6 protein-coding genes are annotated in these 5,438 nt (G+C 58.9%); all 6 read right to left on the bottom strand.

The window, feature by feature from the left end:
• Positions 1-221: 221 nt before the first annotated feature.
• A complete protein-coding gene (locus tag VN887_10615) occupies positions 222-449 on the bottom strand; it encodes a hypothetical protein (GenBank protein HXT40461.1) in 228 nt (75 codons plus the stop codon).
• A complete protein-coding gene (locus tag VN887_10610; GenBank protein HXT40460.1) occupies positions 442-1,539 on the bottom strand; it encodes an aminomethyltransferase family protein in 1,098 nt (365 codons plus the stop codon). Before VN887_10610 ends, VN887_10615 begins: the two co-directional genes overlap by 8 nt.
• Positions 1,540-1,646: 107 nt before the next feature.
• Positions 1,647-2,381 carry an SIS domain-containing protein gene (locus VN887_10605; GenBank protein HXT40459.1) on the bottom strand — a complete coding sequence of 245 codons (735 nt, stop codon included), beginning with the start codon at positions 2,379-2,381 and terminating at the stop codon, positions 1,647-1,649.
• Complete coding sequence (locus VN887_10600) at positions 2,378-3,382, bottom strand: BadF/BadG/BcrA/BcrD ATPase family protein (GenBank protein HXT40458.1); 1,005 nt, start codon at positions 3,380-3,382, stop codon at positions 2,378-2,380. The genes VN887_10605 and VN887_10600 overlap by 4 nt, the downstream gene beginning before the upstream one ends.
• A 220-nt stretch (positions 3,383-3,602) precedes the next feature.
• A complete protein-coding gene (locus VN887_10595; protein ID HXT40457.1) occupies positions 3,603-4,580 on the bottom strand; it encodes a hypothetical protein in 978 nt (325 codons plus the stop codon).
• Positions 4,581-4,762: 182 nt separating this feature from the next.
• A partial coding sequence (locus tag VN887_10590; protein ID HXT40456.1) for a GNAT family N-acetyltransferase occupies positions 4,763-5,438 on the bottom strand: 676 nt, incomplete at its 5' end.

The raw sequence follows: 5,438 nt of genomic DNA, 5'->3' as shown, positions 1-5,438 counted from the left end.
AATTTCACTTTGAACGAGTCCGGGGCTTTCTCGGTGAGTTTGGAGGGATCGGTGAGATCCGCCGGACCCGTAGCCTTCTTCTCTTCCTTCTTCTCATTTTCGGCCGCGTTGGCGAGGCCGAAGGCCAACAGGCCAAAGAATACGGAAATCCAAATCGTTCGTTTCATGTGCCAAGAGTTGCCACGAACGTTCCGCCTTGTCACGCGCGGAGTTTGCCAATTTCACCTCCCGAACCATCGCAACAATCCGTGCCAAAATTCATCGAGATACTTCCAGGCAAATCCGCCACAACCGAGCGCGAACCCCGCCACACTCAGCGCACTCAGCCAGCGAGGACCATCCGAAAGCCAACTCCAGCCAATGCGGAGTCCGATCAGACCTCCGACCAGAATTCCGCAGACAAAATGTACGCGCCGGGTGGATCGCTCCCAATCCTGCTGATCACTCATTGACGAAAGGTAGCGCAACGACCGTTGCGGGGCAATCCACCTCGGCAGTTCGCACCACCAGTTCCGTGCCAGCCTGGTTGTGCTCGCGCCGGACGTAGCCGAGGGCGATGTTCGCTTTGAGTGTCGGCGACGTGATGGCGCTAGTGATGTAGCCGACTTCCTTGCTCTCCTTGAATAGTTTGTCGCCTTTGGCCGGCATCACTTTGATGTCCCCGGACAGACGCAACCCGCATAGGGCCTTGGCCACCTGCCCGTAGGTGCGGATGCGCGCGATGACTTCCTGCCCGATATAGCAGCCTTTGGAGTAACTGATCGCGCGAGTTTCAATGCCCGTTTCCGGCGCCAGGTTGCTCTCGTCCATGTCCGCGCCAAAACGCGGGATGCCCGCTTCGATCCGCGCGATCTCCAACGCCTGCCACCCGCAAGCGCGACCGCCGACCGCTTTCACCGCACCGACGAGTTTATCCGCCACCGCGCCCAGCGCCGCCGCTGGCACGAACAAGTCAAATCCGTACCGTCCGCCCGTGCGCGCGACGTTCACCAAATAAATTTCGCCGAGCGCGGAATCCTTGCGCAAAACAAAACTCATCGATTTCTTCGGTGGTTCCACCCCGGGATCCAGTTGGCGGACTGCTTCGGTCGCCATTGGCCCCTGCACGCTCAACAATCCGTAATGCGGGGCGGCGTCCACGAGTTGCACGTCGTCCGCGATGATGTATTTCTCCAGCCGTTGCGCGACCGCACCGCTGTAGCCGGGCTCGAAGTCCAGCAGGATTTCGTTTTCGAGCAAATAAATGTTCAGGTCGCTCTGTATTTTGCCTTTGGCGTTCACCAGCGCGGCGTAACAGCCTTCACCCGTTTTCAACCGGTTCACGTCATTGGTGACCTGGCCGTGGAGAAATTTTCGGCGATCGGCGCCGGTCAGGCAAAGTCGGGAGCGACAACTCAGATCGAGAACGCCGGCGCTTTTACGCAACGCGGCGTGTTCCTCAAACGCATCTCCGTAGCTTTCGACGACTTCGAGTCCGTTCACTTCCGTAAACTTCGCTCCCAGTGCCTGATGGAATTCGTGCAGCAACAATGCGTTCATTCGATTGATCAACTTTGTTCAAGGTAGCGGCCCGCGAAGGAAGACTCAATCGTCAATGGTTGCAGCGATCTCAACAGCCCGTCGCCCTGGTCCACCTCCCTTGCCGGTTACAAATGGCGGATGCGGCTCCGGTATTTTTTCAGCAGACTGTTGTTGTGATCGTCGCCGGTGGTGTTGCTGCTGATGTAGATCTCCGGCGCGACACCGCGCGCGAGCGCATTCTCGATGCCCTGCACGATGATCAGGTTCACGATCAGTGCGCCCGTTACGGTGGAAGTCGGGCCGACCGCGCCCGGCATTCCAATCAACTTCACGCACGCGTCGCCGTTCACTGCGCAGTTGTCAATGACGAGGTCGCCCGCGTCGGCCAGCCTTTTGCCGGACGAATGCCGCGAAGGCCAGGCGCTCGTTTGTTGCAGGCTCGTGATGACCACCACTTTCAACCCGCGACCGCGACCGGCCAGCGCCAGTTCGATCGGCACGGCGTTCCGTCCCGAATTGGAAGCCACGATCAGCAGGTCTCCGGCGGCGACCGGATACCGCTCCAGCAATCCGGCGGCATAGCCTTCCTGCCTTTCGACGTAGGTGGCCTCGATGGCGTTCTCGTGCAACATCAGCTTGTCGTCCAGCATCGGAACGGCATGAGCCAGCCCGCCGGCACGATAGAAAATCTCTTCGGCCAGCATGTGCGAGTGACCGGTGCCGAATGCGTATAGCCATCGGTCGTTCACCAGCGCCTCACCCAGCCACGCCGCCGCCTGTTCAAGGGCCTTGCGTTGCCCGGCGTGAACCTGCGCCAGTTGCTTCTGAACTTCGGTGTAATAGGAGTCGTACGCGCTCATGATTTCCTGACTTCGACGCGTGCCGCGTTGCGGTAGGAAGCCGCCAGCTGCTTCGTCAGCATGGGCGACAACTCAATGCCGGCATCCCGCAACGCCAGAGCCGCCGCGCCGAGCACCGGGGACAACGCCGGCCGGCACACGCGAACCGACCGTTCCTTTTCTAGCGCGGCGATCAAGCTTTTGCGAACCAGGGAATTTCGTTCCACGACACTGCCCACCAAATGAACCGGCAACGATTTTATTTTCAAACCCGCGACCTTCGCCGCCGCCAGCGTTTGACCGGCCAGCGCCTGTCCCGCGCGACGACATATCCGCCGGAAAACCAGGTCGCGTCGCGCACGACCGTCAGCGAGGAACCCACTCAGCGCAGCGAACTTTTCCTTGGCGAAGCCGGATTGATGGATGATAGGGATGAGTTCCACGAGTTCGTTGACTCCAAACCAATCGCAAACATGACGGGCCAACGATGTATTTGGACCGCGCCGTTCAGTTGCGAGGACCGCTGCTTTGACGGATTCGAGGGCGATCCAGTAAGCGCTGCCTTCATCGCCGAGGATGTGGCCCCAGCCGCCGATGCGGCACAGTTCGCCGGTCCGGCTTTGCGTAAGAACAATGGACCCGGTGCCCGTGACCACGACCACGCCCGGCCTGCCCAGCGTCGCGCCAAACCAGGCGGTCTGGCAATCGCTCACCACGCGCGTTCTGGACTCGGGCACAATCCCACCGCACAACCGCCGTTTTTCCGCGTCGGTGGCATCGGTGAACAAGGCGGCGCAGCCGACAACGACGCGCGTGACGCGGGTTTTCGTCGGGAGTTGCCGATCAATGGAACTGATTAGACGCTTCAAGTTTTGCTGCGCTTCCGCCAGTCCTGCCCCAAAGAAATTCAACGAACCGGCTTTGGCAGTAGCGAGGATTTGTCCATCCAGGTCCACCGCCACGGCCAGGCTGCGCGTGCCTCCGCCGTCGATGCCGAGAACTGCCGTTTGACCGGATTTCATGCGGCGTTGAATCATCCGGCTCCCGAGGCGAAGACAGGGTTGCATCTCGGCGCTAAAAACGAAAAGTGACCACGAGCAGAATCGCGCCTTGGAATCCGGGCCAGATTGGAAACGGGCATTGATCCGCAGGGCGTATCTTGGGGAGAATTATTCAGCAAGCATTTGAAAGGGAAGCTCATGTTACGGGGCTGGCAGCAAGGCATTGAGCAGGAATATGTGGCTATTTTATTTGAGGTGACTCGCGTCTTGCTTCGGGCAAGACCGAAATGGCGACGGGCTGCGCTGGCTTGCCAGACTCCCAAAGGCGCCGGTAGAAACCAGACGTTCCCAGCGGCGGGACGGGCAAATAAATCGCCCTATCTGGGCCGTCAGGGCTGCCTAGAATGCCGTTGGTGATTGTTTGCCACACGGCGTTACTTCCGACCTGCGGCGACGTTTGAGGAACGAACACACTCGGTTGAGCAGGCCATCTGACCACCTGCCGATTTGTTCCGAATACCGACTCAACTTGGATTTGCAACGAAGGCACTGCGCTAAATTGAATCACCGTGTCCAGGCCCATCGTATCCACTCCCGAAGCGACGGAATCCGTGACATTGGTCGCCCATACCCTTGACGATTCATCGGTCAGGGAGTTGAACGCCTGCAGCGCAGGTGACGCGAGCGGATTTGTAACGACTGGCCCTGCTCCGTTGAAGATGCGAACGTCCAGCAGCAGATTGCCGGAGGACGGGTTGTAACGAAACGGCTGATCGAGCAAGATCAGAAATCGCCCCCCGCCCATGGTGTCATCGAAATCGTGCCGTCCTGGACCGAAAACGATTGTGTCGTCTGACCCTACATTATCCGCGAAATTGGTGCTCAGGTTATCGGCTCCGCTCTGTGTGGTGGAGAGGTTGATCTGCATGTTAGTGATGGTCAATTTCGTGGTCCCCTGTTGGTTGAAGCTCTGAATGAACGTCAGAGTTGTGATGTAGATGCACTCCGGGGCTACGTTCGTGAACACGGAAGCGTTGTAAACCTGTTGGTAGCGCATTGAGTTCAGTTGGATCTGCTGGAGAAAGAACGGGAAAAATGTTGCTGTATACGCCGGTCCTGGTCCGGGTCCAGGGGGCGGCGTGGGAGCAATGATAAACGCGTCCGCCGGGCAGCACTCATGGATGGCGCCAATAAACAGCGTTAGCAGCCATCTCTTCATTGTGTGTCTCCTTCTTCCATCACTCCAATTCCCTGGACCATACCGGGAGGGTTCGAAGTGCAGTCCATGTGCCCGATAATGTCTCCGCGAATCTTCGCTCGCACACGCGGGTCGCGCCGCAGGTACGGAAAAACCTCATCCGACAAACAAGGAGCGGAGTTCTTCATCTTTGAATTGTAATCTCACGGCAGTTTTTTCCCGAGATACAATACATCCTTTACCCGCAGGAGTTCGTGAAAACCCAGTTTTTTGTAAAAATGTTCCGCTCGCACATTTGCAGCGGCCATGGCGAGATGCACCCCCGGCGACCGCCTGGCCGTCAACGCAGTCAGCAGAATCTGCATCATTTCATTTCCGAGGCCGCGGCCTTGCGCGCGCGGGAGAATGTCAATGTGCAGGTGGGAGGGATAGTCGTCGTACGGTTCGGGATAAACGATGTCCGGGTGATGGTATTCGTAAACGACCTTTTGTGTCCGCGTCCACCGGGCTGGATCACCGCCCGGCTCCGGGTACTGCCGGCGAATCTCCGGCAGCCATTGCGTGAGGTAGGTGTCGTAAAATCTCCGGGAATCCAGCGCGCCAAGCGCGTAGCCGCACACCCCGTGGTCATCCTCCAGCACGAACGCGAGTTCCGGCTCCAGTTTCAGGTAGGGCCCGACAAAAATGTGACCGAGCACCCTGGGATCATCGAACAGATGCGCGGCATCCTGGCCGTCGTCACCGGTGCGCAAACAAACCTCGTAGGCGGGATCAACATCGCGCGCCTCGCAGCGGCGGATCTTAAACGGAGCGGGTACCATACGGTCAGGGTTGGGCCGGAAGCCGGGCGTGGAAGCGGCCCTGTTCGTCCATCGGCAG

The sequence above is a fragment of the Candidatus Angelobacter sp. genome, from assembly GCA_035607015.1.
In the GTDB taxonomy this organism is placed as follows: domain Bacteria; phylum Verrucomicrobiota; class Verrucomicrobiia; order Limisphaerales; family AV2; genus AV2.
Note: the sequence above shows the minus strand (reverse complement) of the source record. Positions and strands in the feature narration are given on the sequence as shown.

Bases quoted from the DNA above. Each gene is read 5' to 3' on its own strand.
- VN887_10615 (HXT40461.1), bottom strand. From the start codon at position 449: ATGAGTGATCAGCAGGATTGGGAGCGATCCACCCGGCGCGTACATTTT.
- VN887_10610 (HXT40460.1), bottom strand. From the start codon at position 1,539: ATGAACGCATTGTTGCTGCACGAATTCCATCAGGCACTGGGAGCGAAG.
- VN887_10605 (HXT40459.1), bottom strand. From the start codon at position 2,381: ATGAGCGCGTACGACTCCTATTACACCGAAGTTCAGAAGCAACTGGCG.
- VN887_10600 (HXT40458.1), bottom strand. From the start codon at position 3,382: ATGAAATCCGGTCAAACGGCAGTTCTCGGCATCGACGGCGGAGGCACG.
- VN887_10595 (HXT40457.1), bottom strand. From the start codon at position 4,580: ATGAAGAGATGGCTGCTAACGCTGTTTATTGGCGCCATCCATGAGTGC.